The 25,921-nt window shown below is 42.0% G+C and carries 31 protein-coding genes; 25 read left to right on the top strand and 6 right to left on the bottom strand.

Features of this window, described 5'->3' with window-relative positions:
- Positions 1-4 precede the first annotated feature (4 nt).
- Positions 5-1,381, top strand: coding sequence for a RagB/SusD family nutrient uptake outer membrane protein (locus AC0IWE_RS15495; protein WP_471793762.1), 1,377 nt, complete (start codon positions 5-7; stop codon positions 1,379-1,381).
- Between the two features lie 61 nt (positions 1,382-1,442).
- On the opposite strand, the gene AC0IWE_RS15490 is transcribed toward AC0IWE_RS15495, so the two are convergent.
- The 5 genes from AC0IWE_RS15490 to AC0IWE_RS15470 all read right to left on the bottom strand — a co-directional run bounded on the left by AC0IWE_RS15490 (position 1,443) and on the right by AC0IWE_RS15470 (position 4,872).
- Complete coding sequence (locus AC0IWE_RS15490) at positions 1,443-1,817, bottom strand: hypothetical protein (RefSeq protein ID WP_471793761.1); 375 nt, start codon at positions 1,815-1,817, stop codon at positions 1,443-1,445.
- A 103-nt stretch (positions 1,818-1,920) separates the two neighbouring features.
- Positions 1,921-2,397: a MauE/DoxX family redox-associated membrane protein gene (locus tag AC0IWE_RS15485; protein WP_471793760.1), complete on the bottom strand. Its 477-nt coding sequence runs from the start codon at positions 2,395-2,397 to the stop codon at positions 1,921-1,923.
- 157 nt (positions 2,398-2,554) lie between these two features.
- A complete protein-coding gene (locus tag AC0IWE_RS15480; protein WP_471793759.1) occupies positions 2,555-3,121 on the bottom strand; it encodes a Crp/Fnr family transcriptional regulator in 567 nt (188 codons plus the stop codon).
- 45 nt (positions 3,122-3,166) lie between these two features.
- The gene (locus tag AC0IWE_RS15475; protein WP_471793758.1) at positions 3,167-3,622 is read right to left on the bottom strand and encodes a cyclic nucleotide-binding domain-containing protein; all 456 of its coding nucleotides are present in this window, start codon (positions 3,620-3,622) and stop codon (positions 3,167-3,169) included.
- A 110-nt stretch (positions 3,623-3,732) separates the two neighbouring features.
- A complete protein-coding gene (locus AC0IWE_RS15470; protein WP_471793757.1) occupies positions 3,733-4,872 on the bottom strand; it encodes a hypothetical protein in 1,140 nt (379 codons plus the stop codon).
- 218 nt (positions 4,873-5,090) lie between these two features.
- On the opposite strand from AC0IWE_RS15470, the gene AC0IWE_RS15465 reads away from it, so the two are divergent.
- Both AC0IWE_RS15465 and AC0IWE_RS15460 read left to right on the top strand, forming a co-directional pair.
- A complete protein-coding gene (locus AC0IWE_RS15465; protein WP_471793756.1) occupies positions 5,091-6,008 on the top strand; it encodes an RteC domain-containing protein in 918 nt (305 codons plus the stop codon).
- Positions 6,009-6,580: 572 nt separating this feature from the next.
- Positions 6,581-7,552 carry a toprim domain-containing protein gene (locus tag AC0IWE_RS15460; protein ID WP_471793755.1) on the top strand — a complete coding sequence of 324 codons (972 nt, stop codon included), beginning with the start codon at positions 6,581-6,583 and terminating at the stop codon, positions 7,550-7,552.
- Between the two features lie 261 nt (positions 7,553-7,813).
- On the opposite strand, the gene AC0IWE_RS15455 is transcribed toward AC0IWE_RS15460, so the two are convergent.
- Positions 7,814-8,020, bottom strand: a complete 207-nt coding sequence (locus AC0IWE_RS15455; RefSeq protein WP_056095085.1) for a DUF6965 family protein — start codon at positions 8,018-8,020, stop codon at positions 7,814-7,816.
- Between the two features lie 259 nt (positions 8,021-8,279).
- Here AC0IWE_RS15455 and AC0IWE_RS15450 point away from each other — a divergent pair, with 259 nt between their 5' ends.
- The 22 genes from AC0IWE_RS15450 (at position 8,280) to AC0IWE_RS15345 (ending at position 25,920) form a co-directional block, all read left to right on the top strand.
- Complete coding sequence (locus AC0IWE_RS15450) at positions 8,280-8,687, top strand: plasmid mobilization protein (RefSeq protein WP_056095082.1); 408 nt, start codon at positions 8,280-8,282, stop codon at positions 8,685-8,687.
- Positions 8,688-8,690: 3 nt separating this feature from the next.
- The gene (locus tag AC0IWE_RS15445) at positions 8,691-9,881 is read left to right on the top strand and encodes a relaxase/mobilization nuclease domain-containing protein (RefSeq protein WP_471793754.1); all 1,191 of its coding nucleotides are present in this window, start codon (positions 8,691-8,693) and stop codon (positions 9,879-9,881) included.
- Positions 9,882-9,893: 12 nt separating this feature from the next.
- Positions 9,894-10,529, top strand: a complete 636-nt coding sequence (locus tag AC0IWE_RS15440; RefSeq protein WP_131538523.1) for a ParA family protein — start codon at positions 9,894-9,896, stop codon at positions 10,527-10,529.
- Complete coding sequence (locus tag AC0IWE_RS15435) at positions 10,526-10,906, top strand: hypothetical protein (RefSeq protein ID WP_471793753.1); 381 nt, start codon at positions 10,526-10,528, stop codon at positions 10,904-10,906. Before AC0IWE_RS15440 ends, AC0IWE_RS15435 begins: the two co-directional genes overlap by 4 nt.
- On the top strand, positions 10,893-11,225 hold the full coding sequence (locus tag AC0IWE_RS15430) for a hypothetical protein (RefSeq protein WP_471793752.1): 333 nt from the start codon (positions 10,893-10,895) through the stop codon (positions 11,223-11,225). The genes AC0IWE_RS15435 and AC0IWE_RS15430 overlap by 14 nt, the downstream gene beginning before the upstream one ends.
- Positions 11,226-11,230: 5 nt before the next feature.
- Positions 11,231-11,542, top strand: a complete 312-nt coding sequence (locus tag AC0IWE_RS15425; RefSeq protein ID WP_471793751.1) for a DUF4134 family protein — start codon at positions 11,231-11,233, stop codon at positions 11,540-11,542.
- Positions 11,543-11,575: 33 nt separating this feature from the next.
- A complete protein-coding gene (locus tag AC0IWE_RS15420; RefSeq protein WP_056095071.1) occupies positions 11,576-11,887 on the top strand; it encodes a DUF4134 domain-containing protein in 312 nt (103 codons plus the stop codon).
- A 7-nt stretch (positions 11,888-11,894) separates the two neighbouring features.
- The gene (locus tag AC0IWE_RS15415) at positions 11,895-12,185 is read left to right on the top strand and encodes a DUF4133 domain-containing protein (RefSeq protein ID WP_471793750.1); all 291 of its coding nucleotides are present in this window, start codon (positions 11,895-11,897) and stop codon (positions 12,183-12,185) included.
- Positions 12,166-14,604, top strand: a complete 2,439-nt coding sequence (locus AC0IWE_RS15410) for a TraG family conjugative transposon ATPase (RefSeq protein ID WP_471793749.1) — start codon at positions 12,166-12,168, stop codon at positions 14,602-14,604. Before AC0IWE_RS15415 ends, AC0IWE_RS15410 begins: the two co-directional genes overlap by 20 nt.
- 11 nt (positions 14,605-14,615) lie before the next feature.
- Entirely contained in the window at positions 14,616-15,278 is a 663-nt protein-coding gene (locus AC0IWE_RS15405; RefSeq protein ID WP_056095060.1) for a hypothetical protein, read from the top strand.
- Positions 15,275-15,931 carry a hypothetical protein gene (locus tag AC0IWE_RS15400; RefSeq protein WP_056095057.1) on the top strand — a complete coding sequence of 219 codons (657 nt, stop codon included), beginning with the start codon at positions 15,275-15,277 and terminating at the stop codon, positions 15,929-15,931. The genes AC0IWE_RS15405 and AC0IWE_RS15400 overlap by 4 nt, the downstream gene beginning before the upstream one ends.
- Positions 15,932-15,935: 4 nt before the next feature.
- Positions 15,936-16,601: a hypothetical protein gene (locus tag AC0IWE_RS15395; protein WP_471793748.1), complete on the top strand. Its 666-nt coding sequence runs from the start codon at positions 15,936-15,938 to the stop codon at positions 16,599-16,601.
- A complete protein-coding gene (locus AC0IWE_RS15390) occupies positions 16,598-17,371 on the top strand; it encodes a hypothetical protein (RefSeq protein WP_056095051.1) in 774 nt (257 codons plus the stop codon). The genes AC0IWE_RS15395 and AC0IWE_RS15390 overlap by 4 nt, the downstream gene beginning before the upstream one ends.
- Before the next feature lie 3 nt (positions 17,372-17,374).
- The gene (locus AC0IWE_RS15385; RefSeq protein ID WP_056095048.1) at positions 17,375-18,502 is read left to right on the top strand and encodes a TraJ family protein; all 1,128 of its coding nucleotides are present in this window, start codon (positions 17,375-17,377) and stop codon (positions 18,500-18,502) included.
- A gap of 4 nt (positions 18,503-18,506) precedes the next feature.
- Positions 18,507-19,130: a conjugative transposon protein TraK gene (traK, locus tag AC0IWE_RS15380; RefSeq protein WP_056095045.1), complete on the top strand. Its 624-nt coding sequence runs from the start codon at positions 18,507-18,509 to the stop codon at positions 19,128-19,130.
- Entirely contained in the window at positions 19,127-19,513 is a 387-nt protein-coding gene (locus AC0IWE_RS15375; RefSeq protein WP_056095041.1) for a hypothetical protein, read from the top strand. Before traK ends, AC0IWE_RS15375 begins: the two co-directional genes overlap by 4 nt.
- A gap of 9 nt (positions 19,514-19,522) precedes the next feature.
- Positions 19,523-20,749: a conjugative transposon protein TraM gene (traM, locus tag AC0IWE_RS15370; protein ID WP_056095039.1), complete on the top strand. Its 1,227-nt coding sequence runs from the start codon at positions 19,523-19,525 to the stop codon at positions 20,747-20,749.
- A gap of 6 nt (positions 20,750-20,755) precedes the next feature.
- Positions 20,756-21,595 (top strand): DUF4138 domain-containing protein, encoded by an 840-nt coding sequence (locus AC0IWE_RS15365; protein WP_056095036.1) that lies wholly within the window; start codon positions 20,756-20,758, stop codon positions 21,593-21,595.
- A gap of 9 nt (positions 21,596-21,604) precedes the next feature.
- Positions 21,605-23,647 (top strand): type IV secretion system DNA-binding domain-containing protein, encoded by a 2,043-nt coding sequence (locus tag AC0IWE_RS15360; RefSeq protein WP_471793747.1) that lies wholly within the window; start codon positions 21,605-21,607, stop codon positions 23,645-23,647.
- Between the two features lie 36 nt (positions 23,648-23,683).
- Positions 23,684-24,106, top strand: a complete 423-nt coding sequence (locus AC0IWE_RS15355) for a hypothetical protein (RefSeq protein WP_056095029.1) — start codon at positions 23,684-23,686, stop codon at positions 24,104-24,106.
- Positions 24,107-24,176: 70 nt separating this feature from the next.
- Entirely contained in the window at positions 24,177-24,713 is a 537-nt protein-coding gene (locus AC0IWE_RS15350) for a M23 family metallopeptidase (RefSeq protein WP_197413307.1), read from the top strand.
- Positions 24,706-25,920: an ArdC family protein gene (locus AC0IWE_RS15345; RefSeq protein WP_471793746.1), complete on the top strand. Its 1,215-nt coding sequence runs from the start codon at positions 24,706-24,708 to the stop codon at positions 25,918-25,920. Before AC0IWE_RS15350 ends, AC0IWE_RS15345 begins: the two co-directional genes overlap by 8 nt.
- Position 25,921 lies beyond the last annotated feature (1 nt).

Genomic DNA, 25,921 nt, shown 5'->3' with positions numbered 1-25,921 from the left:
CAACATGAAAAGGAAAACTTTAGGTCATATGGCAGTGATGATGATCATTTGCCTAGGCATGCTCCTCTCTGGGTGCAAGAAATATCTTGAGATCAAATCTGATTCTCGATTGGTCGTTCCCTCAACATTAAGCGATGTGCAGGGGTTGCTTGATGATGCTAACCTGATGAATCTACGCACATGCCCATCTTTCGGCGATGCATCAAGTGATGACATCTTTTTACCCCTTGCTGGATACAACGCCATTGGCGTCACAGGGCAGGAAGCCTATACCTGGAGACCTACACCTTACAGGTTTGGCAACGACTGGCAGACAGGATACCTTGCGGTATACAATTGCAACTTGTCCCTGGAGTTATTGAACAACATTGACAGAATCGGTCCTAATGCACAGCTCTGGGATAATGCAAAGGGAAGTGCGCTGTTTTTTAGGTCATATTATTTTCTGATGCTCACCAGTCAGTATGGCTTAGCATATGATGAGGCAAGCTCAGCAAGTGAACTAGGCATTGCACTTAGAACAACTTCTGATTTTAATGTGCCATCAAAAAGGGCTACCGTAAAGGAAAGTTATCAACAGGTTATCAATGACGCACTGCAGTCAATGGATTTATTGCCGGACTACCCTCAGCACCCTTTGCGGCCATCCAAAGGCGCCGCCGCAGCGCTCCTTTCAAGATGTTACCTTTATATGCGCAAGTACGATCTAGCATTAAAGTATGCTACAGATGCCCTAAAGTTTAATAACAAATTGATGAACTTTAACGGGGATTCCGATCTGCTCGCGCTGACTAGTAACGTGCCAGTAAAAAAGTTTAATAAGGAAACGATATGGTATGCAGAACTCTATACAAGTTTTGGCATAACGAATCTGACCAGATCAAGAGTCGATTCAGTATTATATTCAAGCTACAATACCAATGATTTAAGGAAAACAGCTTTTTTCAAAATTGCAGCACCCTATCAGCAGTTCAAAGGTAGCTATGCGGCAAGTGCAACCGTCTGTTTCTCGGGTTTTGCAACAGACGAGCTTTACCTTACAAGCGCCGAAAGTAAAGCTGCAGTAGGAGACATCACTGGTGCCATGGAAGATCTCAATACCCTGATGAAAACACGTTGGAAGAGTACCGTTGCTTTTGTACCATTTTCAGCTGTCGATAAAAACGATGCTTTAAAGAAAATAAGGGATGAGCGAAGAAAGGAACTTTTGCTCCGTGGATTACGTTTTGCGGATATCAAAAGATACAATAAAGAGGGTGAGGGAATTATCCTCAAACGTATAGTAGATGGTAAAACCTATACGTTACTTCCTGAGTCAAAATATTATGCACTCCCCTTGCCAACGGACGTGATTGAATCCTCGGGCATGCCTCAGAATTAAAAAGAAATGGCCACTATCTTTACGGATAGTGGCCATTTTAAAATTGGTAATTCCTCAATTACTATTGGGCTGTGCGATTTTCAATTACCATGGTATTATCGCTGCTACCAGTCACAAATCCAGAACTGGTGGCACTTGCCGTAATATTCAGTGAAGTTTTTAATGTTGGAGTGCTTCCTGTGTTGACAAAATTCTGATCAACAAGAATTGTACAGGGCTGTTCCAATACCCCGTCACACTCTGGTGCACTTTCGTCATGAATCCAGTTACTTTCGGTTTGAACTGCCCCTTGACTGTAGTCACTCGGGTTGTTATACCGGAATTTATACTGTACTCTTTTGTTTTCTGCTTTAAATGCAGATCCACCGAAAACCAATACTAATCCTAAAGCGGCGGCCATTAGGCCTTTGCTTAATTTTTTTACTGTTGTATACATAATTTAAGGATGCTTTTTACTATCAAAAAACAAGCGAAAAAGTTAGTTTAAGTTTTGGGCACTATGCCCTGGTTAATTGAGTTAATTTCTTGATAATTTATTTTCACTCTCTGCCGTTTAACCTCCTTTCTTGTCTGATGATTCTGATAAGACAACCTATATTTATAAAAAACAAAAGCATGTTGAAGTAAAGATGGCTTTCCCAACTCATCTTAGAGATGAAGCCACCGCAGCTGCACGGAGCGTTGGGAAAAATATGGGTCAGTATCAATGTGATATATATTGTAAATCCCATTATCAGTGCTAAAGACAGCCAAAGCCCCCATTTGTGTTTATTAAGAATCAGCAGTGTAGCAGCAGTTAGCTCAAGAATTGGGACAAGATATGTCAGTAGTTGCTGTACTGAATAAGGAAAGGGTTGCTCCTTCATCTGGAGCTGGTAAAGTTTTAGATCAGCGAGCTTTGCAAAAACTGCATAAGACCATAGCAATGTTAGCAGGAATATTCCAATTGTATTTAGATTTGATACCAAGCTTTTAAAGCTTATATGCGTCCGTTTGTGTGAATAAATATTTTCCATGTTTTTGTTAATAAAAACCCATCTGAGTGTAGATTAAAGTTCGAAACAACAGGAATAATAATTACTACCCGAATTCGGCAATTTTTACTCTTTTTGCACCCCTTGGTATCTGAAATAATGGCACATCTATTTGTCTAATAATGCGATTGCTTAAATGTCATCTGCGATATTTCCTTTTTATTTTGAAAAGATATTTTGATTCAATTGCGAGTAAGGACGCCAGAATCTGATGAATGGGAAGATTAATTAATTCTGGATACCGGTCTTGAAAATAAAGAAATCTTGTTTCCGCATGCCTGATCCTCAGCATTTGTTCTCTTTGCATTATTTCACGGTAATGTTCCTCGTAGATTTCCAGAAGAATTATTAGAAATTTGGGATTTGCTTGGGCAAGTTCACTCCATTGGGATAGACTTATTGAATAGCCCGAACTGTCCTTTAAAAAATTGACGTACTCATTTGTATGGCTGAAAGAAAAAAATGAAGTGGTCGGAAAAATAAACCCACGCTGTAATATCCATGATGTATTTTCCTGCCCCTCGAAAATAAAATACCCTCTTGCAAGACCCTCTTCGATAAAATAAAGTTCAGGGTATGAATGATCTGGTGTGCTAATAAGTAAGCCCTTATTGAAAGTTTTCTGAACAGAAATTTCGGCCAGTTGGCTTACAAGAGTTTCGCTTGCATTTTGAAGACTTTGTAGTTTTTCGATGAGTCGTTTCATTTGAATATGATTTAGGGTAAACTTTAAGGTTCGTCATATACATTATTACCTATCAGGAATTTTATTATTGCCGAGAAGAAGTTCCAACTGAATGTTTAAATGCCATGCTGTATATGATAGGTTCAAGAGGTACGCATCAGGGAATAATTTCATAAGGTTCGAATAATGCTTTTCGCTAAACGCTACCAAATACGAATCCTCTAAAAACTCTACGTAAAGTTCAAATCTTGATCTTGGCATAACGTTTGGAAAATGATACAGGAATTCCTCAGCATTATAGGTTCGGATAACAATTTCTTCATCATTATCCTTATCGATTGCCATTAGCCGTAATGACCCGCTTTCAATCAGGGGATAAAAATTATAATCTTCTCTAGTCAAGAATACCGTCTGGCCACCCTTGTATGCGGTTCCTTTGGCTATGGTTGAGATGTATGCTTTGAGTCCAGGCGAGAGTGAGTGAAATGTATTTAGTTTCTGTGAATAGTTTTCTACGTCCATAATCTTTTGAGGGATAAAGAACGGCTATTTGAAAACTTTGTCAAGTTGCAGAAATTTTATGGTCTTGCAACCCCTCATCAAATTGCAAGATTCGCAGTATTCTCACAATTTCAATATCTTTCCTGAGCTAATGCGAGCATTTCACTGAGCTTTGCGATCACTTTCTTAATATCTTCACTAGCATGATTATAGTGGGCGTTTCTGGCACTTTTTTCAGATATTGCATCTCGTTCCACCGTGCTAAAGTGCCTTGCAATATATTGGTGCGCGAATTTTGCCCTTTGCCATATTATTATTCCGGTCTCCATCTGAAGATGGACGAAAAAGGCCAGCTGTTTAACGGAAAAGGAAACTTTATAGTTGGCGTTCATAATTCCCGCTTCCTCAACTTCATGATTCACAAATTCCATAGCCCGGAGTAAAAGGAGTTCTTCTCGAAGGAATTTTTTTATAGTGCGCTGAATATCGGGTTTCCTTGTAAACTGGAGCATTTGGGTTTCTCTGTATAACACTCTTATCTCTTTCCGATAGGAACAGACTGCAGAAATTTTTTCCCCTAAAGTTGTCTTATGCTCAATCTCTTTTGAAATATACCGTTTGGCATAAAAAAATAAGTCAGGATGATTTATTCCAAGCCCCATGAAAATTTTTATAATGCTAAACTCATCAATCAAATCAAGCAACATAAGACCTTGATGGATTTTATCGCAGGATTCTTTCCAAAAATTAAGATCTTTAAAACTGACTATCTGACTTATATCCAAAACCGATCTTGTGACCTGCATTAGTTTAGGATCAAATTTCTTCTTTTCAAATTCTCCAACGATTAAATCCAAATCATTCTCGATTTCGGAAATTTCGGACTCAATCATTTTTATAGGGATCCTGCCTTTATAGTCGAAGATCTTCGGAAAGATTTGTTTCATCCAGATTAGTAATTCTTCCATTATATCCAGCAATGCTTCCAGAGTACTTATTATAATCTTGTGGTCCGGATCTTTTTCCCTAAGCTTTTTTTCTGTGCTAGTCTTATCCATTAAAAGGGTTAAGTTCTGTTGGTGAAAATTGAAATATGCTTTTGACTTTTCATGATTATTTAGTTCAACGGCCATATCCCTGAAGGCTCTGGTCAGTCGGGAATGCTCTCGTTCCAGATTTTTTTTTGATTCCATTGCAAAATTTTTTGCAAAAGTTTTTTTCGTTTGCAGGCTTGTGAGATGTTCCTCAAAAAAAATAAATTGGTAATTCATAGCTGATTTTTAGCACAATTTATGACTGAATTTACCTGTCAAAAAGATTTTTACACCGAGGCCTTTGGTGGTTACACCAGTAGTTTGATTAGGCTGACAAACATATTCTCAAAAGTAAAATTTGACGAATATTGTCTTTAGAATTTATCTGCAAATAATGTATTCAAGGGGGGTTGATCAATTATGCAACTGATAGTCAACTTGATTTAGAGTGCGAATTGGCACAACTTGCGAAAGTTCCTGTAGGATTATCGCAGGTTCAGTCAACCAACTTTTTACCTAAATCCTTCTCTATGTTAATCCAAACTTCTGAACAGCTTTATTTAGAAATGACCGCAAAACTGCATGCTGTAAAACAAGAACCCATCAGTGATCTGACCAGATTTTCATCCTCACTAGACATTATCGAAAAGGATATAACTCGTTTGAACACGTTGGTAAACCAATTGGGTTTCTCTTCTGAAATGGAAGAGATACTATTCTTTAAAGAAACCAAACCGAAATTCTATTGCTGTAAAATTTTGATTGTGGAGCAATTCAATATTCTATCAAATATTCCGATTGATACGGACGAGGCAATTAGGAGTTATTATGTTCTGGAAATAGATTTCCTGAGGAGATACTTTGAGCAAAATAAATTCCTTTACCAATATTACCTTAACAATCAAACTGCCCTGGACCAGGAATATTTTCTCAGAAAAAACAAGCAGGGGATTTTTCCGGCGTTGAAATACGACGAATTTGATACCAATGTAGATTATACCTTTGCAAAGTTCCGTGCATACGAGCAGCTACGCGAATTTTTGCTGACCAGGATTCGTTTGATTTATAACAATCCCGATTCCTCCCTTTATCACCTTCTTGCGAAAAATTCGGAGCTGAAATGGACCGATGACAAAGTTAATCTGGTTGAGCTCGCCTATGGCATATACTTTATGGGTTCTTTAAATAATGGAAAAGCTGACATTTCCCAGGTCGTGGATATTCTTGAGCGAAGCTTGAATATAGACCTGGGTGTGGCCTACCGAAAATTCATCGATATATCCAGAAGGAAGAGCAAAGGGTATACAGTTTATCTAGATGGTATGAGAAGTGCAATTAACAATCATATTATCAGTAAACAACGCTTCAGATAAGATGATTCTTCTGGGATTTTTTCTAACAAATTCAATGTAAAGCTATGTGTCTGGAAAGAAATTTTTAAAAATGTTTGGTAGTGAAAGTATAGCACAAGTTTGAAAAAGTGTCAAAATCTTATTGCCAGGATTTGTAGAGATTTTAGCAAATTCTAAAGTTTTGTCAAGAATTTACGCTTCTATGTGAGGGTTTTACGGTAATATCGGTGAGCTACAACATTTCTATTCCGAAAACCACTGCAATCAAGCTAAGTATAAGAATTAAAAAATCGTACCCACTTTTTGAAAAGTGTCAAATGCTCGCAACATACTTCCTGAATTTTGAGCCAACAAAAGAGTTGGTCTTTGACATTCAGGAATGAAACATTACCCTTTAAATTGAAGGGAATTTTGCGAAGCTTTGAGATGACGTCAAAAAGGTGAAAGCGCATTGGCAGACGATATGTCCGGTTTGTAGAAATCGACGCGAGTAGTTCCGAGTTACAATATATAGAGGCCCTTCTTTTTGGGTTCTATCTTAAAGGGGCGATAAGCCCCTTTTTTGTTTCTGAAAATTCTAAAACTAAATCGGTATGTCAGCTTTTTTAAACGTTAATGAGATCAAGGAGAAAGTGTCGCTCCTCGATCTTTTGAAGAACTTGGGGTTCAGTCCCCAGAAAGTATCGGGGGGAGAGTATTTTTTTCTAAGTATGTTGCGTGAAGAATATACGGCCTCACTTTGTGTAAATGATAATCTGGGGGTCTGGTTTGACCATGGCGGTGCAGGAGTGTCGGGAATAAAAAGCGGAAGCATAATCGATTTTGGCCTTGCATATTGGTATCCCTCAAGCTTTCCTGAGGTTCTTAAAAAAATCGTAGAGTATGCAAAAATAAACCTTGAGAAAACCGCGGATGTGCCTGTTGATAATTCCCGAAGGCCATTATCCTTCAAAGTTCCAAGATATGAAGTAGAAGTCGTAAATGAATCAATCGGCAACGATGTCATCAGCTCATATCTTAAAGGCAGGGGAGTGCACAGCGTTGCAGGTGGTTATTTATATGAACTTTATTATTCGGTCATGGACAGCAGCAATAAGCGCAGGAATTACTTTGCTTCTGCATGGCCAAATGAGAATGGTGGCTGGGAGGTACGCAACAAATATTTTAAGGGTTGCCTGGGGCACAAGGGAATGAGTTTTTTGCAGGGGGCTGTTGACAGGCTAGGTGTCTTTGAAGGTTACTTTGATTTTCTGAGCTGGAAAGTCGAACATCCGCAGGATCCTGCATCCATATTGGTGTTGAATTCCCTTTCCTTTCTACAGGCTGCCAAGGGTAGGTCAAACCAGTTTGGTTCTATTGAACTTTATTTTGACCATGATAAAGCAGGAAAATCTGCTGCGCAGGAATTTATCCGAGATGTACATGGAAGTATAGACTGTTCTTTCAAATATGCAGGGTTTAAGGATTATAATGAAAAGCTTGTGGCTGATCTAAGGAAAATTGAAGAATCTATTGTTAAGCCTATGCCTTTTAGTGTAGAGAATGGTTTTGGTATAACACGTTGATATATGAATATATAACTATGTAAATATTGAGCTATATAGATATAATTATATCTGTATATGTCTCGTCCGGAAAAGTCTTTACAGTTGGGAGCTGTTAATACTAAGTATTCTTTACAATTGTTATTTCGTCCGGTTCAGGGTTTACATTGACTTTTTACGTAATCCTCTTACGGCTTTACATCATTGTATGCTTAAATATCAATATGTCTCTATCGGTATATGTGGATATTCTTATATAGAAATATGTGGATATATGTTTAGCTAGTTAAACTCAATGATAAGTTTCATCATTTTTAGTCTTACTAATAGTGGCTTATTGATTTTACTTTCCGGATTAGCTCTAAGTGGCCCGAAATGGCTCTCTAGAAATAAATCAAAGTCAGTTACTTTTGTTGCCTCATTTAAAAACACCGGCATTTCCGGTCTCCGGCAATTCTTGAAAAACTCTTCTAATTCCTGCAGCTCCATCTGGCAAAGATAGCTTTAGGCTTTCTGTTTTGCCGGAATACTTTTTTAACAAAATCCTAATAAACCAAGCTTAAGTTTTTTGGTTTTTATCCTTTCGTTATAGTTGGTGTATTTTGGTTTTTTAGCCTGCAAGTTGTGTTTTTGTTGCTCAAAAACCTTATAACTTGCCCGCTTTTTTTTCGCCTTGGGGCGTAGCGGGATGGAAAAAACGTCGCAACTAGTTTTTTCTTCTTCGGAGGATGTCCCTTAATTGTTGAATATGACCAAGAAAAAGAATGGGAGGCCTTTAAAATTAGATGGTAAAAGAACCAGGTTCATTAAGGCCAGATTTACCGAGGAAGAATATGCTTTACTCCGAAACCTTTGGCTTTCCCTTGGATTGAAAGAAAGTGATTTCTTGCGGCAAAGGCTTTTAATCTCCTCTGCGGTTTCAAATAAAATCAATGCTGTTGAAGTTTTAAAACACCTGAACCAGATCGGTGCAGAGATCGGTAGGTCAGGAAACAACATTAACCAGCTTGCCCGGCATGCGAACTTTTTAAATAAACGAGGAATGCTCTCTGCTGAAATTGTACTTCAGTTCAACACGATTTTTACTGATTACATTTCAATATTTAGAGGAATGGAGAGAGCAACCAGGGAATTACTCAGGTTATTAAAGGCTTAATTTATGATTGTAAAAATTCTTTGGAAATCAAAGACTTTTAGGGCAATTAGGTATAATACCAATAAAGTTGAAAAAAATAAGGGAGAACTGGTAAAGGTTTCCGGTTTTGGGGCGCTGCAAGGGCTATCTGAGATCAGGCCTGGAGATTATATAAACTACCTCTCATCCCTAGCGAGCAGAAACCGCAGGGTTGTATATCCGCAATTTCATGCAATGATATCTTCAAAGGGCAGAAGCTTGGACAAGGGGGAACTAGTTACACTGGCCGAAGGCTGGCTAGAGGGCATGGGTTATGGAAATCAGCCGTATCTTCTCATTTTCCACAAGGACACGCAGAATAATCACATCCATATGGTATCTTCAAGAATAGACCTGGAAGGGAAAAAGATTTCGGACAGCTTTGAGAAGATCAGGGCTTATAGGGTGCTCAATAAACTTATCGGTAATGATGAGAAACATGCTGCTGAAAAAGCTTTGACGAGGGCACTTCAATACAGCTTCTCCAATAAGGCGCAGTTTATGATGTTGCTTGAAAGACAGGGATATGCATTAAAAGTTCTGGAGGATACGCTTGATCTGTCAAAGTATGGTGAAAAAGTAGGCAGTATAAACTTAACCAGAATAGAACAAAAAATTGCCCGGTTTTCACCTGATCAGAAAAGAAAGGAACAGTTAAAACAGATTTTTGCAAAGTATAGGCCAATTACCGATTCCAGAATTCAAGCGATCAGGGAAGATCTTCCAGGTGGCGAGAAAGGAAAAGTAATATTCTATAACTCTGAGTTAAGCGAAAAATTATCTTCTTCATTCGGCCTTCAGTTTGTATTTCATTTTAAAGGTGACAAGCCGCCATATGGCTATACCATTTTAGACCATTCCACCAAGGAAGTTTTTAAAGGTGGCGATATTATGTCCATAACTAAATTTATGGAGACTTTACGCCAAACCGAAGAAGTAAAAACGTCAATACCCATTTCGGAGGGTATTTATGAAAATCAGTTTTCTCCAAAGGAAGAGATGCTCCTTGAAAATCCATCAGAGTCAATATTTCCTGCTGACGAGGTTGAAATGCATGATTGTATATCCATTGGCGAATTCTCTTTGGATATAGATATCTCTGATGATATTGATGATGAGCAGATCCTCGGACGGAATAGGCGCAGGCAAAAAAAAGCAAGAACCAATACACGTTAAATTTTTATGCTTATGGTTATATTAATTGGAAATCAGAAAGGGGGAGCAGGTAAAAGTACACTCTGCCTGTTACTGGCCTATTTCCTCTCAATGCTTAAAAAAAAGAAGGTTACCGTTCTGGATATGGACTACCAGGCTTCGATTTCAGGCAAGTTTGAAAAGGCAAAAATTCTGGAGAACGATCCCCTCTACGAGGTTATTCCCTCTGATCTTAAGTACTTCCCGGCTCTGCTGGAACTGCTTAACCAAAATAGGGATGAGTTTGTGCTCATTGATCTTCCGGGTAAAATGGACGATGATCTATTGATTCCCATTATCAGTTCCGCGGAACTCATTATCTGCCCGTTTAATTATGATGAATTTTCTGTAGACAGTACAGTGCTCTTTTCGCTTGTATGTCGGGAGATCAATAATTTATCACCCATGGTGTATGTGCCAAATAGGATTAAAACAACCGTAAAGTATGAAACCAGGGAAGAGGTAGACAAGGTACTATCCAGATTTGGAAAGATTTCTCCCGGTATTTCTGACCGCATCGATTTTCAGCGGGTAGGAACCATCCATGTCCCGGCCTCTTTAATTCCAGTTTTTATGCCGGCAATGGACTTTATCTATGGCAGCTTTATGAAGAAAGGTATATCGACATGAGCGAAATCAAGTCCCTTGCCGATCAATTGAAATCAAGGATCCAAGAAGAAAAGGGATTGCCGGAAAAATCCCAGGCCAGTCATGGCGCTGAAAGGATTGGTGTAAAAAAAACTGAATCCAAAGAAACGGCCGTGAACGCCAAGCGTCTAGCTAGTTTTCTCTCATCCCTGCGGGACTTTAATATGGATGGGCAGGAGAAAATCCTTATCCGGATTGATAATCGTACAATGAGCAAGCTGAGGCAATTAAAGGCCGCATCCAATATCGATATGACGCGGGTCATTGTTTTTTCCCTCCACCAGTTTTTAAAAAGCCACCCCTGGCTAAATGAATATATTTCACAAACTTTAAAAAATATGACCCATGAGCTGGACTAATTTCTTGACCATAATCTTTATTGTATATATGGTTTATTATTTACTGAACTTATTTTTTGATCTTTTTCTATCTCAAAGAGTTGGTGTGAATGAAACTCCGGAAGACGAGCTTTTCTTTGCACAAACATTTACCCCTGAGCTGATTACCCTGGAAGAGAAAGCAGAGGAGGCTGTTGCTACGGATTCACAAAAAAAGGAAAAACCAGCCCCTTATTTGCCAACAGGTCCAATTAGCTCAAGTGGAGGCATTGGACTAAAACAGCTTTTTTCCCTTGCGAAAGACAACCTCATCGAACATACGCGGGCAATACCTTACTAAACTCCATGAGGTTTTCTTTATTCTTTTTAAGGGCAGCGTCAGCTTCTTTTTTTTTGCTCTTTACTTTTTCCGCTAATGCTCAACCAGGAATCTCAGAGTTTTATTCCGCCTCTGCAGAGGTGAAAGGCTGGTATTTTTCGCTCTCGGATCTGGTACTGGTTATTGGGGCAATCGCAGGAATCCTAGGTGGACTTAGGGTTTATGCCAATTGGCAGATGGGCAAGCACCACATTGATGCGCAGGTTATGGGATGGTTCTTTTCATGCCTCTTTTTATCTCTCATCGGTGTATTCCTCCGCGGTCTTTTCGGACTGTAAATACAATTTTATTCAATTTAAATCAATTTTTTTATGACAAGAAAAAGCAAAAGACTTTTGTCATTGGCCGCGCTATTGGGTTTAGTGCAGGCAGTTTCCGCCCAGACTGGGGGAGGAACAACAGGAATCAATGCGGCGACTTCCTCGCTGACCTCTTATGTAGATCCGGTTTCTACACTCACCCTTGCGATTGGTGCCGTGGTAGGTATTATCGGCGGGGTACGTGTCTACATCAAATGGAATTCCGGAGATCAGGACATCAACAAAGAAATTATGGGCTGGGGAGGTTCCTGCCTTTTTCTGGTTCTGGTATCGGTAGTGATCAAGGCTTTCTTTGGCGTATAGCATGAGGATGTATCCAGTTTACAAGGGGCTTCAAAAGCCCCTTGTTTATCGGGGTTTCAAGGGGAAGTATATTGCTTATGGCATTTCTTCCTTAGGTCTTGGGCTGGTCACAGGAGGCCTAGCCGGTGCGCTCCTCAATATGTATATCGGTGGCCTCTTAACCATTCTTTCAATAGCCGGTGGGCTCCTCTACACATATTCCAAGCAGGCATCCGGTCTTCATGATAAGACCAGATCCAGGGAGATATTCATTCATCGTATTTATTTAAGGCGAGGTTATGGGAAAACAGGAATTTAAACTGCCATATGCCGGAATAGAAGAGATAGGCGGACTTTCCGTTCTTTATGGTGAGTCAGGCGATTTTTCAGTAATTCTTTCTATCGAAAATCCGGTGCTTATTTATTCCGCTGATCCGGCAGGCTACCAGGCCTTTCATCTTCTGCTTCTCAATGTGATCAAGATATTGAGTGAAGGGTATATCATTCAGAAACAGGATGTGTTCTCTAAAAGAACTTATCAGGGGAAAGTGCAAAGTGAACCGCTTCAGCAAAAATACGATGAGCATTTTTCAGGGAGGGAATATATTGAGCACTCTAGTTATCTGGTTATAACCCGTCAGGTCAAACGAAGGGCAATGTACGTTTATGACAGGAAACCCCTTTTGGATTTTGTATCCAATATTGCCAAGGTCTGTGAACTATTGAAAGGAGCATCGGTATCACCAAAAGTACTGCCCCAGGGTGAGATAGAACGCTATATTTCGCGGATGCTTGCCATGGATTTCTCCTCAGACCATTTTTCGCTCAATAACTTAAGGGCCGGGGATACTGAAATAGGTATTGGGAAAAAGGTGATCCGCTGCATGAGCCTGGTCAATATCGATTCCATTGACATGCCTGAATCCATTGGGCCATATTTAATGGCGAACGACGGGAAAGGACTACAGGAATTTCCGATGGACAACCTTTCTTTCCTGTCATCAGTTCCGGGTATTGAAAGTCTTGTTTATAACCAATTAATTGAAATTCCTTCCCAGGGCATTACCCTGAACAAACTGCAGCTGAAACGCAAGCGGCATTCCGGAGTTCCTGATCCAGCCAATCAGATGTGTGTGGAGGATATTGATAAGTTGCTCATAGATGTGGCAAGGGAAAACCAGTTGCTCGTCAATGCGCACTATTCTTTATTGGTCTGCTGCGAACTTCCACTTCTGGATACCAGCTGTAACTTTATTGAAGCTTCCCTATTTCAGCAGGGGATTATCCCCTCCAAGAATGCCTATAACCAGATGGAACTCTTTAGGAGTGCCTTGCCTGGAAATGCAGTGGAACTGAAAAAATACGACTGGTTCCTCACCACTTCGGATGCGGCCCTTTGCCTGTTCTACAAGGAACGGCTGATGCGGGATGAGCCCTCCAAGTTTCTCATGCGCTTTACCGATAGGAGAGGAATCCCTGTAGGCATAGATCCAGCAGATCTTCCTATGGAATCTGGCAGGATTACCAACCGTTCAAAATTTGTTCTGGGCAGCTCTGGTACTGGTAAATCCTTTTTTATGAACAGCCTGCTTGAACAGTATATGCTTTATAATTACGACATCGTGATCGTTGATGTAGGACATTCCTATTCCGGGCTATGCAATTATTTTGGAGGAAAGTATTACACCTATACCGAGGAGAATCCGATCACGATGAATCCCTTTCTTATTTCTGAAGCAGAATATAACATCGAAAAGAAGGATTTCCTCAAAACACTTATCGGACTTCTTTTAAAGGGTGCAGAGGGAAGCGTATCGCAGATTGAGGATACGGTTTTCTCAAATGTACTCTCGGCCTACTATTCAGACTTCTTTTTAGGAGAGGCTGATTATGCGCTGTGTTTTGATTCTTTCTACCATTATTCGATCGTTAAGATTTCGGAGATCAAGGAAAATGAGAAGATCAGTTTCGATCTTGATGAGTACCGTTATGTACTTAAAAAATTCTGTCTTGGCGGAGAGTACGGTAGGCTGCTCAACGAAAGCGCTGATCTCTCAGATTTTACAGAGCGTTTTATTGTCTACGAAATTGATTCAATCAAGGAAAATAGGGTTCTTTTTCCAATCGTGACGCTGGTGATTATGGATTTGGTACTGCAGAAAATGAGGCACCGTACAGGCCAGCGAAAAGCGATGATTTTGGAAGAAGCGTGGAAGGCAATCGCATCTCCGCTAATGGCTAACTACATTCTTTACCTCTATAAAACGATGAGGAAATTCTGGGGAGAGCCAATTGTGGTGACGCAGGAACTGGGCGATATTATCGGAAATGCTGTAATAAAGGATTCCATTCTGGCCAGTTCCGACACCATCTGCCTGCTCGATCAATCCAAGTTCAGGGGGAATTATGCAGAGGTAGCAAAGCTCCTGGCGCTCAGTGAGGTAGAGCAGCGAAAGATATTTACCATCAATGCGCTTGAAAATAAGGCCGGACGCGGGAAATTCAAGGAGGTTTACATTAAGCGCGGAAGTATAGGGGAGGTCTATGGCGTTGAAGTGTCGCTTTTTCAGTATTTAACCTTCACAACCGAAAAACCCGAAAAGACTGCTGTCGAATCTTATGTCAAGCGTTACGGTTCTTATCCTCTGGGACTGGAACATTTCGTTGCCGATATGAAAATGAGCGCAATCTCTCTTCCCGAATTTGTCAAGAAAGTCAATTCATCCATCACAAGTTAAATTCTATTTTTATGCGAAAAATATTCATCTATTTTTTATTTGGAATCTTCGTGCAATCGGCCTCCGCACAAATATACGTTGACCCAACAACCGCTGCGGCCACGGCTGCCCATGCAGGGGTGATGAACAGCGGTCTGTCCCGAACCAGCGACAACCTTACTCTTGTGCAAAGGGCACAGCTCGCGGTAACTGGTCAGCTTGGAATTGTAAATGACCTTCAATCCACTATTTACAGAGGCTTATCTGAGGTTTCAGGAGTAATGAGGTCTCTGCTTTCTGTTAAGGATATTTATGCGATTTCTCAGGATATTGTCATTGATGTGAATAAGGCGATTAATCTAGCCTCTGGTGACCCGGTATTATTGCTGTTTGCCGAAGGAGGTGCTAGGGAGTTCAAAACCCGTTCGATCAACCTTGCTACCGAGGTTAGCTCTTTTGTATTAAAAGACGGGAGGGACGCGCTGATGGATTCCGGTGAACGGGCAAAGCTTCTCAATAGGATCGTCACAGAACTTACCATCCTCCGCGGAGTGGCCTATGGCATGTACCGTACGATGTACTGGGCAAAGCAGCGCGGAATCTTAAATTCCCTAAACCCTTATGCAGGATATATCAATATTGATAAACGCATAGCGGACGATATTATCAGGAATGCCAAGATGCTCAAGCAATGAAAAGCGCAGCATTTTTCACGGCTATGATTTTCATATCAATAGCTGCTCATGCGCAGTTGAATGTCGGGCTTTTGCACCAGCTTGTGGGTAATAGCAAAACAGAACACGGAAAACAGTCTGATGCGAGGGACAGGCAGGCGGGATCCACTGCAAATGAGGAGGCAAACAAAACCCTGATGGTAAGATTAAAGAATAAATACAGGGATATCCAGTCCCGGTTCAAGACTTTGGGACTTGCCATTGATGCGGTGCAGATCGGAATCGAAGCCTATCCATTGATTGCTGATATTACCGAAAGCCAGGGGATGATTTTTGATTTATGCAAGGACGATTCTATACTTTCCGTTCTGGCCATACAGGCAGAGCTGGATATGGGGGATCGGGCACATGCACTGCTGAATTTTTTGTACGGACTTGCTCTTTCTATGCAGGACATCAACCAGATGAAGCAGAGCGACCGCAAAATGCTTTTTTCCCATGTGCTCACTGAACTCCGCCTGATAGCCGGGGCATCCAGAGGACTGGCGGTAACCCTTCAATATTCTTCAAGAAAAAAGGTCTTCAATCAGCTAAACCCTTTCTCAGAATTTATCAATACCGATAAAAAATTGGTAGATGAAATCCTGCGAAAAAAAGATATCCTAAAAAACTGATGTTATGAAATTGCTTATTTTAATTTTTTTAATGCTGATTGGTCATTATTGTAGTAAAGCTCAAAGGCTAGTTTTTGACCGCGGGCATTTTAATATCGTAAATGAAAATGGAGCAGTACGTCTGGCAGCTGAAAATACGTATAACAGTTATTTAAATACGATCAACAACCGCCTTTCGGATATTAATCTCAATCTGGGCGCGGTCGTTATGGTTCAGTCATTAATCCTGTCTTCCTTAAGAGAAGTTGATCAGGGGCTCAAAACAGCAATCGCGGTCAGACAGATCGGCTCACTGGTTGCCGAGATTTCATCGGAAAGTGCCGGGATGATTGATATCGCCAAATCAGATCCCCATCTGCTGCTTTTTGCAGAAGACGTTTCCCGCCAGGTAAAAGATAGGGGGATAAACCTATTTTCAGAAGTCTCTGCTTTTGTATTGAAGGAAGGCGAAAACGTCCTCATGGATTTCGAAAAGCGCGATGCGCTGCTTAAGAAAATTGCCCTAGAGCTCCGCGTCATCCGTGCCCTGGTATTCAGCATGAAAAAATCCATGTACTGGACAAAAATGAATGGAGTCTTCCGTTCGCTTAATCCCTATCAGGGCTTTATCAATCAGGATCTGCGTCTCGGGAGTGATATTTTATTCAAATCAAAACTTTTAAAACAATGAAAAAACCTTTTTTGCTTCTTTTCCTCTGTTTGCTCTCAACGCTCCTCTGGTCACAGAAGAAAATTACCGACAAACACATTACCTACCAGCAGGAACGAATGGTCTTCAAGCAATGGGATGCGGATAAGTTTACGCCCAAACCAGGATTTTTAGGGCTCAACCCTGATTACTGGATTACTTGGGCGCTTCACCCCAATTATCCCAAAACGGATCTAAGACCCCTTGGCCCGCTCGGTCCACAAACGCAACGGCTGATGTTGGCAGCAGCCATGCAGAACACAGATAATCTCTACAAACTGCATGCGGATACCCTTCGCAATACTGCGCTGAGCGAGGCCTCCAATTATTCTTCGGCACTTTCTTTTGCCGATCCCCTTTGGCTAATGTACTATCGCAACGAGTTTGAAGGATTATTAAATCAGGCAGATGCCGATATGCTTGCAGGCCTTTCGCTTGCAGAACAGAAATACATAATATCTGTGGGTCTGTTTGACTGGTACAGGGAGGAAAGCAGTGCACTTCTTGAAAGGCTGGAAATCGCGAGGTCGACTACCTTAGACCGGGGATCAAGGATAATGGCCTACCACAGGATGCTATCTGAATTCAGAAAACTCTCGGCAAGCTGGGAAACCAAGAAATCCAGGGCAAAAACCTATCTCTCTATCCGCTCATCTGTCCAGAAGTTACGGGCCGGTGAAGTTCAAAGACCAGCATCCCCAAAGAGCGATATCCAGATTGCCAATGATATTCTTAAAAAATCAAAACTATAAGCAATGGATATTTTAAATGTTATAACCGGCACAGCCGGTTTTTTTGTGCAGGCAGTGCCCGATTCGTTCAAGGACACTTTTAATTTTCTTCAGGGCAACGGCGTGTATGAAGAGGGGATGATGCATTTTCTGCATGAGATGAAAAGTACGATCTGGACTCATTATGATGCCTTTATTGCAGATGCGCAGGCACTGGCGGCAATTTTTATGCTCATCTTTTTTGCTATCAAAAGCTATGAAATGATCTCCGGGGATAAACAGCTTGAAATTATGCCGCTGCTCCGTCCTTTCGGTCTGACCATGGTGATTCTATGGTGGAGCATCTTTACCCGGGTCCTTGCGTATCCAACCGATGTTGTAGAACAGAAGACCTCAGCAATGTTCGATGGCAGCCAGGCAGAGATCAATGATCTCAGGCTACAGCGGGCGAAGCTCATGGTAGAGGTTTCTGATCAGCTCTATAAAATTCAGGCCGAGACGCAGACAGCAAAAACAGAAGCGGATACCTGGTATGAAAATGCATGGGAATCTGTTAAGTCTTCGGTAAAGGAAGGGTTTTCCGAAGTCTGGAACCCGATAGTGGAAATGAGAAACCGGCTGGAGGTTGGTCTGCAACTTTTGGCTACCTCTCTTTTGGAAACACTCGCTATATGGATACTCAGGGTCTGCACCTACATTATTTTTATCATTCAGATCATCTTTTCCACGATACTGATTATTTTAGGCCCCTTTTCAGTAGCCGTCTCTATTCTGCCAGCTTTCAGGGATTCCTTTTCGACATGGGTCGCCAGGTTCATCTCGGTAAACCTTTATTCAGGGATTGCATATCTGGTGATGTATGTAGCGTCCCTTTTCCAGCATTATGCACTTGAGGCGGAAATTACCCGTTATCAGGAGCTTGTTGGGACTGGCGGGGCAAGCCTTGAAAAGCTCGGCTGGTTTGCCAGCAATGGAGTTCTCTCCTTTGGAATGGTAATCGTAACCTTTATCATCGGTGCACTAACCATGCTTACCGTGCCGAGCATTTCAACATGGATAGTATCCACATCGGGTGTATCTTCTGCCGCAAGTTCTATGGGAAGAGGTGCATCAAGCATGACCAGGGTTGCTGGACAGATAATGGGAGGATAGAGAGATGATGATAAAAAGTATCGAATCCAAAATCCGTCTAGCCACATTCCTTTCGCTGGGAAGTTTTTTGCTCTGTCTATCGGTAGTCGCTGTTGTTTCTTTTTTTGCCTATGGATATGTTAGGGATTCTCGTAAAAGTATTTATATTCTTGACCCCTCGGGAACACCAATCCTGGCAAAACAGACCGATGTGCAGCTAAACAGAGCAGCAGAATATCGCGCACATATTGCAAAATTCCATTCTCTTTTCTTTTCGCTGGTACCAGATGATAAGTTCATAGAATATCAGATGAAACAGGCCATGTACCTTATTGATGAAAGTGGTGCCCTTCAGTATAATAATCTGAAGGAAAAAGGTTTTTTCACCTCTATTCTCTCCTCCTCTGCTGTACTCACGCTCCGAACCGATTCTATTTTTTTAGATGAAAAAAGAATGTATTTCCGGTATTATGGTACACAGAAAATAGACAGGAGAAGTTCAAGCGTCACCCGCTCGCTTATCACGGAGGGAAGCCTGGTCGATCTTGAAACAAGATCTGACAATAATCCCCACGCGGTCTTAATTACCAGATGGAAGACATTAGAGAACAGGGATATTTCAACTATAGATAAAAATGCATTCCAATGAAAAAGACAACTGTGTTTTCAGAACTCAGAAATGAGTTCTCTGATCTGATCGAACGCCTCCTGGCCTCCATATCAGGTTTTTTCAAAAAATATCCGAAGGTTATCTTCTCATCTATGGTGCTGCTACTAGGCAGTTCCTTTCTCTTGTGCTTTACGCTGCTGAGAATGGATTCAAAAAAAGCCCCTTTAGAAAAAAAAGCACTGCTAAAAGTTGAGAGTGGGCTTAGCGAAATAGGAACAACTGTAAGTAAGCTTAAAAGAACTCTGGAAATTAGGGAAGCGCTGAAAGTTTTATTGGCCAAGGAAACGCTAAATAGCCAGGACAGCCTGCTCATGGTCAGTATGGTAGCCGAGCTTGAGCGTGCCGGCCACACGAAGAATTAATTAAATTATATGAAAAAAATAGATTTAAAAAAGCCCAGGTACGCTCTTCCCATAATCTGTCTGCCTTTTCTTTTTCTCTTCTTTTATGTCTATAAAAGCAGTTTTGGAAAAGAAGGTAAAATAGTCCTGGGAAGAGATTCGCTACAGACCAACGTGGCAAATGTTTCCGAGCAGGTGAGGAACCAGGAGCTTTCGGGAAAGCTGGATGCCTTTAGAAATAAATTCAAGCAGGCCGATGGATACACTGCTGTTGGTAGTATTGGTGAAGAAAACCAACAGCTGGCAGAGATAAGCTCATCCTACAATTTGAGGGAAAAGCATATGCTAGATTCCATTGACCAGGTAATGAAGGCAAAATATGGTCTGCCAGGCAGACCGGAAAATGTAAACCATGGATATTCTGCGGCAGGACAGAGCTTTGTAAAGTCGCGGAACCCTTCCAGAACTGAGCAGGACATCGCACTCGCCTCGGCACTGTCGAAGATAAAAATGCAGGAGAACAGGGTAACTAAGGAGGTTGATAACTCTAAAAACCCATCCGATCCCATGCAGCTTTTTCGGGCACAGATGGCTCTTGTCGACAGTATGGGGAAAGCTAATGATCCCGCTGTAAAGGAGAATATTGAAAAAGAACGGGCTCTGAAACTGGCCGAAGCAGAAGCCAAAAGCAAGAAGATCATTCCGGTCAAAAGATCGCATGGATTTTCGGCTGGCTTCAATACCATACTTTCCGGAGATGTCGAACGCCCTATTTCTGCGATCATTGATCAGGATGTTACAGGCTTTTCCGGATCGCGCCTGCGTATAAGGCTGACTGATGATATCATGGCCGGCAAGTTTATGATCCCTAAAGGCACCTACCTCTATGCAACTATTTCAGGCTTCTCTGCCCAAAGGGTTTCCTTGGTGATCTCATCGGTATTCCATGGCGGGGAAATTCTGCCGGTAAATCTTCAGGTTTATGACAACGACGGAATGGCCGGTATTTATGTTCCATCATCCGCCTTTCGCGAATTTACCAGGGACATGAGCAGTTCAAGCACGCAAGGGATTACCATACAGCAGATGGCGGAAAACAACAATCAACTCGTTATGGGGGTGCTTTCCAAGATGTTCCAGTCTACAACAACAGCGGTAAACAAGTTGATCCGGTCCAATAAGGTCAAGGTCAGATACAATACCCAGGTTTATCTCATTGATCCCAATGAGCTTAAAAGAAAACAACAATCTTATTAGAATTTCATGAAAAAAATATTGTTCCTAGCTCAAATTTTCCTGAGCTCACTGGCCCTTTATGCGCAAGTGCCACACTCAGTTACCGTTGCCGATATTCCGGTAATCGGAATATCGGGTTCAGTTTCTATCCACTTCATCTCGCCAGAGAAAATTTCCTATGTAGACCTATCCAGCAGTTCGCTGATTGGTGACCTTCCGGAAAAGAACATTCTCAGGATCAAGGCGATTCCAGACTCTGTTGCCGCTCTTTTCTCCAGCGGCGATGCTGGCCTGGTTACCATTGTCGGAGAAACCTTTATTGCACAATACAGACTCTCCTTTTTATCGCCTGCTAGTCCCGAGCTGGTTTCCACACAAATCGATATCCTGCCAACCTATATGAGATCCATTGATATTTCGGGGATAGGATTATCACAGAACGAAATGAAGAGCAATGCGCTTTCCCTGCTAAAGCGCAGAGGGGATTCCCGAATTAAAAAAGAATCAGCTTTCGGGATATCACTGGTGGTAAACCGGGTTTATACCCTTGGCGATTGCATCCTTCTTGACCTTAGCTTCCATAACTCGACAAATCTCACCTTTGATGTCGACGAGCTCAGGTTTAAGATAGCGGACAGAAAGATCAATAAATCCACCAATGTCCAGTCCATAGAATTAAAGCCGGTTTTTCAGCTTTATCCCTTTGAAAGATTTTCGAAATCCTATCGTAATATTTATTTCATTAAAAAAACCACCTTTCCCGGTGACAAGGAATTCAGTATTGAATTATCGGAAAAGCAGATTTCCGGAAGAAATCTTCGCGCTTCATTAAGTTACTCCGATATCCTAAACGCCGACACCTTTTAATGTTTCATTATGGAAGAAAGCAAGGAACAACAGAGCCTGCACCGCTTCCTTCAGTTTGCCATTTATCTAGCCCTTTTGCTAGATGTGCTCATGTTTGTCTATGCAACTAAGCTGTTAACTGATTTAGGTTCAGAGAAAATCGGGCTCGCCAGGTTTCTAGTGCGCATGTCACGGATTATTATTTACCAGCACCCGCTCTATAGCCGGTTTTTCTCGTTGTTGCTTATCTCGCTGGTTTCAATCGGGACACTGAGCAAAAAAGAAAAAGATCTTGATGCTAAAACAGCGATCATTTATCCGCTCGTGTTGGGATTAGTCTTAATGGCGGCCAGTATCTTTTTTTTTGGTGAAAAGGGGACTGCGGTTTTTTATCTGACCAGCTGGCAGGATATCGGGTATATCTTTTTATTGTTGATAGGTACGATCCTGGTGCACCTAGCGATGGATAATGTTTCCAAGATTATCAGCTCTTCTTTAGGTAAGGATAAGTGGAATACCGAAGAAGAATCCTTTATGCAGGCAAGAAAGCCTGTAAACGGACCATTTGCAGTTACCATCCCCTCACTTTTTTATTACCGCAAGAAAGTACATTCGGGCTTCATTAACATAGAGAACATCTTTCGCGGAACGCTTTTGATCGGGACCCCGGGCTCGGGCAAGAGTTTTGGCATTGTTATGCCCTTTATCCGGCAGCTTATCTTTAAGGAATTCTGTATCTGCTGTTATGACTTTAAGTTTCCCGACCTGGGTCAGATCGCCTATTACCATTATCTGCTGGGTAAAAAGCAGGGCAGGCTCTCAGGCTTTGATTTTCATGTCATCAACTTAACCCAGGTAGAGCGAAGCAGGAGGATAAATGTATTAAGACCAGATTACATAGTAACGCTCGCCGATGCTGGCGAAACAGCGGAAGCCCTGGTTGAAGCCTTGAAAAAAGGGGATAAATCCGGTGGTAGCGATCAGTTCTTTACCCAGAGTGCGGTAAATTTTCTTTCTTCCTGCATTTATTTCTTTTCTCAGTACCAGGGAGGGAAGTATTCTACTTTTCCGCACGTACTTTCATTTTTGAACTGCAGTTATGAGCAGATTTTTTCGGTGCTATTTTCCAATCCTGAGCTTGGGAGCTTACTTTCTCCATTTGCCACTGCATGGCAGGCTAAAGCTTTCAACCAGCTAGAGGGGCAGATAGGAACGCTAAAGGTATTCATCTCCCGCTTAGCTACTAAAGAGACGTTCTGGGTTTTTTCCGCGGATGATTTCAACTTAAAGATTTCATCCCGGGCGGAGCCCTCTATATTAGTCCTTGCCAATGACCCCAATACACAGAATATCAATTCCGCCTGCTATTCTGTGGTGCTCAACAGGCTGACCAGGCTTATCAACTCTAAAGGAAACCGGCCCTCGGCCTTGATTATCGATGAGCTGCCAACCTTATTTGTGCACCGCATTGAAAATCTAATTGCCACTGCCAGATCAAATAAGGTAGCGGTTCTCATGGGACTCCAGGAGCTTCCACAGTTTCAGCAGCAATATGGAAAGGATACCGCAACCACCATTACCTCGGTAGTAGGGAATGTACTTTCTGGCTCGGTAAGGAACAAGGAAACGCTCGAATGGCTGGAGCGGCTTTTTGGGAAAGTTAAGCAACAGTCAGAGAGCTTGTCCATTGATAGAACCAAGACATCGGTGTCGCTCTCGGAAAAACTAGAATCGCTGATTCCTGCAGGTAAGATCGCATCATTGAAGGCCGGAGAGCTCGTTGGTATGCTTGCAGCGGATGCGGTAGAAGAATATACCGGAAAATTTGATACCTCGGCGATCAACTGCAGGGTGAATCTTGATATGGAGGCATTAGCTACAGAGGAAAAAGCTTACCCTGATATGCCGTTGTATTATGATTTCGCAGGAAAAAAGGATGAGATTCTCCGTAAAAACTTCATGCGCATAAATAATGAAATACAGGTATTGGTTAAAAAATTCAGAACCGAGGCTGCCGTCCCAAAAAATGGGGAAAGTCCCAAAGCCTCCATGGCAGGCGGAATGAAGAGATAAACAAACTATTTTTTTTCAATCTTAAAATCAATTTTTATGGAAGAATTAACCGGCCGGCTTGTGGTGGTACATCCCCAGCTGACAACAGATCCTGTTTCCAGACAGGGTCAGATAGGTGTAATTGCAATAGCGGATCTTCAAAAAGATAACATTAGCGTCGGCTTTGGTGGTGGCCCACTTGGCAGGTATTCCTCAGATGCCCTCCTTGTGCTAAAGGATAAAAGGGAGCTTTATCAGGATATTATGACTGGGGTAAAGGATATGGATGCCGGTACTTTTAAAGACTTGCTCGATATTAATATGAAACAGGAGTATTCAGATTATGGTCACATCTCTGCTGCGATGAAGATTGCTGTCGAAAATCCAGAGGTGATGAAAAGGAGCATGATTTCCCTGGAGGACTATATTTCACGAAATCACAATATAAATGTCAGCGAAGCGGTTTCTTTTGAGCGTTAGGCTTTCGGCAGGCGTACTTCTCATTTTTGTTTGCTCTTCTCTATCCTGCTACTCCCAAATCTCCTTGCCTTTGAATTCAATAAAGGTAAATAGCGCTTTTGGTAAAAGGATACATCCTATTACCCATTTTGCGGATTTCCATCGTGGCATTGATCTTCACGCAAGAAATGAGCCTGTATTTTCTTTTCTTACCGGAAAGGTATCCGGCGTAGGCTTTAATCCAATTCTGGGAAAATTTATAAGGATTGATCATTCAGGCCTTGAAAGCATATATGGCCACCTCTCCATTATTCTGGTTCGAAAGGGCGAGGAAGTCCGTTCTGGGGAAGTTATAGCGGTTACGGGATCTACCGGTAGGGTGACTGGCGAACACCTGCACTTTAGTTTGCGCATCGGGGGAGTCTACATCGATCCTGTAAACTTTATTCTTCGCTACTATAAAGTAGCCAAAATTAATCAAATAAATTTTATGGAAAATTCAGCCTATTTGACCCTAAGGCAAAAACTGGAACTACTCGCCATGGTAGAGGAAGTGGAACTGAATCAGGACGAGGCCTGGGTTTACGGAATTGGTTTTGCGGATACGGAGGAAGAGCAAGATGGATAAAAAAGATGTTCATAAACCCCTGCACGTTCAGGTTGCCGAGAAAGTAATTGAGGCACTCCGCGCCGGAACCGCACCCTGGCAGATTCCATGGGATTCAGCGGGCATGCCTCTTCTAATGCCTTACAATTTTCAGAGCGGCAATAGATATAAGGGAATCAATGCCCTATCACTTTTGATGGCAGGTAGGGAAGATCCAAGATGGATGACCTACAGGCAGGCAGAGGAAAGCGGAATGCAGGTGAGAAAGGGAGAGAAATCCATGCTCATCCAGTTCGTTAAAACAAGTGATGAGCGAACCAGGCGCGACGCTTCAGGAAAGGTTATGCATGATGAGCTCGGAAAGCCCATAAAGGAAACAAGGAAACTTCCCCATGCCATTGTTCGCAATGCTTACGTGTTTAATGCCGCGCAGATCGAGGGCATGCCCAAACTGGAAAGAGAAAAGCCAGGCACCAAGTGGGCACCGGTTGAGCGGGCAGAGAATCTCATTGCCTCCTCAGGCGCAGTAATTTTTCACCAATATTCCGCAAATGCCTTTTATGACCCAAAAAGGGATGCTATTACGCTTCCCTACAAGGACTGGTTTTCTGAAAGCCACAAATATTATGCTACACTGCTCCACGAACTGGGACACTGGACGGGGCATCCAGACCGGTTGAACCGAGACATGGGTAAAGGCTTTGGGGATGCGAGCTATGCCAGGGAGGAGCTCAGGGCAGAAATCGCTTCGATGCTTATTGGACAGGAACTTGGTATAGGCCATGACCCGGGACAGCATTATGCCTATGTGGAAAGCTGGATATCGATTCTGGAGAACAATCCTTTTGAGATCTTTTCTGCTTCCATGGATGCCGAGCGTATTCTTGGCTATATCATGGATATAGAAAGAAAGCAGGAGATTACCAATGAAAAGGTTTCCCTGAATGCGATGCAGCCTGCTCCCGGAAAAGCTTCTGGGTATCTCACCACGGGAGATAAGATTCCATATAACGGATCGGTCTATGAGGTTCTAGGCCATTTAAAACAGGGAAGGCTGAAGATGCATGAAAGCCTGAACGGCAATGCATTTACATTGGGCCGGGAAGATAAACTCTACGCAGCGCTTTTATATCTCAAACGCGAAATGGGTGCTGAGTTTCAAAATGATAAGCACACTAACCAGATTGGCGAAGCTGTGAACCAATCACATCTTGATTTAAACAGATAAA

The sequence above is a fragment of the Pedobacter sp. AC402 genome, assembly GCF_979252805.1.
This window is presented reverse-complemented; position numbering and strand designations above follow the sequence as displayed.